The 3346-nt window shown below is 71.8% G+C and carries 3 protein-coding genes; all 3 read left to right on the top strand.

All coding sequences use genetic code 11. The annotated features are described in order from the left end of the window. Positions 1–732 (top strand): chromosome partitioning protein (locus tag HUU95_RS11635; RefSeq protein WP_174280259.1); only part of this gene is annotated, 732 nt, incomplete at its 5' end. Next, the gene (locus HUU95_RS11630; RefSeq protein WP_174280258.1) at positions 729–2390 is read left to right on the top strand and encodes a hypothetical protein; all 1662 of its coding nucleotides are present in this window, start codon (positions 729–731) and stop codon (positions 2388–2390) included. The genes HUU95_RS11635 and HUU95_RS11630, both read left to right, overlap by 4 nt. Before the next feature lie 11 nt (positions 2391–2401). Further along, on the top strand, positions 2402–3346 hold a 945-nt coding region (locus HUU95_RS11625; RefSeq protein ID WP_174280257.1), incomplete at its 3' end, for an ExeA family protein.

Raw genomic sequence — 3346 nt, 5'->3', positions numbered from 1 at the left:
CGCGCCGGCGGCCGGGTGGAGGCGATCGACCGGGCGCGGCTCGCGCAGATGGGGATGATCGTCCCCGGCGCGCCGGTCGGCAGCCTCGCGGAGGAGTTCCGCCTTATCAAGCGCCAGCTTCTGCTGACCGCCGCCAGGCTGTCGGGCGTGCCCGCGCGCACGATCCTGGTCGGCTCCGCGCGGCCGGGCGACGGCAAGACGTGGTGCGCGATCAACCTCGCGCTGTCCGTCGCCGCCGAGCGCGAGACCGAGGTGCTGCTGGTCGACGCCGATTTCGCCAAGCCCGACGTCATGGCCAAGCTGGGCCTGGACGACGGACCGGGCCTGCTCGACGCGCTCGCCGATCCCCTGCTCGATCCAGAGGCGCTGGTGGTGCGGACGGATGTGCCGCACCTGTCGCTGCTGCCGGTCGGCGCCAAGAGCCACGGCGATACCGAGCTGCTGGCCAGTCGGCGGACGGGCGAGGTGCTCGACCGGCTGCTCGCCGCCGACCCGCGCCGGCTGATCCTGTTCGACTCGCCCCCCGCGCTCGCCGCCTCGCCCGCCTCCGTGCTGGCGCTGCATGTCGGCCAGGTCATGCTGGTGGTGCGCGCCGATCGCACGACCGAGAGCGAGGTCCGCCGCGCGGTGCAGCTGCTCGATGGCTGCAATGAGATCCAGTTGATCCTCAATTCGGTGTCCTTCGTGCCGGGCGGAAACCGCTTCGGCAGCTATTACGGCCAGGGAGAATGAACGTGCGTAGCCTTCTCCTCCTGTCGGCGACGGCGCTGGTCGTGCCCGTCGCGGCGCTGGCGCAGGACGCCCGGTCCGATCCGGCGGCGCCCGCGCCGGTCCACGCCCGCGCGCGCGCGACCGCCTATATCGAGCTCGACCAGGCGGTCGTCGCCGACCTCAACCGCGACGACACGGTCGCCTACGCGCAGGTCGCCGCCGGCCTCGACGCGTCGATCGCCACCGCCCGGGCGCAGGGCCAGGTCAGCTATCGCTACGAGCGGCGGATCGCCGAGCAGGGCCGTTATGGCGACAACGACATCCAGACCGGCCTCGCCCGGCTGTCCTACCGGGTCGCCCGCCCGCTGACGCTGGAGGCCGGAGCGATCGCGACCCGCACGCGGATCGACGTCCGCGGCGCGGCGCCCGCGATCACCGATACCGCCGATGCGAGCAACGTCACCCAGCTATACTCGCTCTACGCCGGGCCGACGCTGTCGACCCATGCGGGGCCGGTCGAGCTCGGCGCGAGCTATCGCTTCGGCTACACCAGGGTCGAGGCGCCCGGTGTAGCCGGACTCGCGCCAGGATCGCCGAGGCTCGACTATCTCAGCGACTCGACCGGCCACGAGGCGACGGTCTCCGCCGGGATCGCGCCGCGGCGCGTCCTGCCGTTCGGCGTCACCCTGTCGGGCGGCTATGCGCGCGAGACCGCGGGCCAGCTGTCGCAGAGATACGAGGATTACTTCGGCCGCGGCGACGTGTTGATGCCGCTGACCGGCACGCTCGCGGTGACGGCGGGCGTGGGCTATCAGCATGTCGAGATCAGCCAGAAGGACGCGGCCCTCGATGCGGCCGGCACGCCGCTCACCGACCGCAACGGGCGGTTCGTGACCGACCAGGCCTCTCCGCGCCGCATCGCCTACGACACTGACGGCCTGATCTACGATGCGGGCGTCGTGTGGCGGCCAAGCCCGCGCACCTCGCTGACCGCGACGGTCGCGCACCAGTACGACTCGACCAGCTACACCGGCGAGTTCGACTGGAAGATCGATCGCAGCCTGACGTTCCGCGCCGCCGCCTATGACGGGATCGAGACGTTCGGGCACCAGTTGCGGCACGGGTTGCAGGGCCTGCCGACCAGCTTCGTCGTGCAGCGCGACAGTTTCGGGCAGCAGTTCAACGGCTGCGTCTATGGCGACGGCGCCGGGGCGGGCGGCGCGGGCGGGTGCCTGAACGACGTGTTCCAGTCGATCACCACCGCCGGCTACCGCGCGCGGGGCGTCGACGCTGTGCTGAGCGCGAGCCGCGGCTACAACCGGTTCGGCGTCGGCGCGGGGTACAGCAACCGGCGCCTGTTCTCGCCGCGCACGGCGCCCGGCCTGTCGCTGTACGGCCTCGACAACGACAGCTACTATGTCCAGGGTCTGTACAGCCGCCGGATCGACCGGCGCTCGACGTTCGACGCCAGCGTCTTCGCCAACTGGTACGACAGCGCGGTTCCGGGCGCGAACGGCTCGTCGGGCGACGTCTTCGGGACGGGCGCCACCGGCGCCTATACGCGCAGCTTCGGACGGCTGGGCGCGACCGCCCAGCTCGGCCTCTACTACTTCGACCAGCAGCATTACCTCGACCAGTTGTCGGCCCAGGCGCTGGTCGGCGCGCGATACCAGTTCTGATCGGAAAGACGATGTACGAGGATCATTTCGGGCTCGACGGCCGACCCTTCCAGCTGACGCCCGATCCGCGCTTCTGGTTCGAGACCGCCACCCACCGCAAGGCGATGTCCTATCTTGGCTATGGCCTCGCGCAGGGGGAGGGGTTCATCGTCATCACCGGCGACATCGGCGCGGGCAAGACGACGCTCGTCGGCCATCTGATGGAGCGGATCGACGCGGCCCGCCTCAACCCGATCCGCATCGTCTCGACCCAGGTCGAGGCGGACGACCTGCTTCGCATCGTCGCGGCCGGGCTCGGCATCGAGCCGGCCGGCAGGAGCAAGGCCGAGCTGCTGGCGCTGGTCGAGCGCGGGCTGCACGCCGTCGCGCGCACCGGCCGGCGCACGCTGCTGGTGGTCGACGAGGCGCAGGCGCTGGCCACCTCCGCATTGGAGGAGCTGCGGATGCTCTCCAACTTCCAGGCGGGCGGCCACGCGCTGCTCCAGATCTTCCTGCTCGGCCAGCCCGAGTTCCGCGACCGGCTGCACGGGTCGGACCGGCTGGAACAGTTGCGCCAGCGGGTGATCGCGACTCATCACCTCGATCCCATGGAGCCCGACGAGGTGGAGGCGTATGTCGCGCACCGCCTGTCGCTCGTCGGCTGGCGGGGCCGGCCCGATTTCGCGGACGACGCGTTCCCCGCGCTGTACCGTGCATCGGGTGGCGTGCCGCGAAGGCTGAACCAGCTTGCGGGGCGCGTGCTGCTGCACTGCGCGGTCGAGGGGCTTGATCTGATCGATGCGGGGATCGTCCGGGCGGTCGCCGCCGAGGACCGCCCGGCCGGGCCGCGCGACGCCGACGCGCCCGTCGAGTCCGGACCGGAGCCGGCGGTCGAACGGCCCCTGGCGGCGGCTCCCCCCGTGCCGGTGCCCCCCGAACCGGCTCTCCCCACGCCGACCCTGGCCGGAGAGGACGGG

The organism is Sphingomonas bacterium, from assembly GCF_903643065.1.
Classification (GTDB): domain Bacteria; phylum Pseudomonadota; class Alphaproteobacteria; order Sphingomonadales; family Sphingomonadaceae; genus Sphingomonas.
Note: the sequence above shows the minus strand (reverse complement) of the source record. Positions and strands in the feature narration are given on the sequence as shown.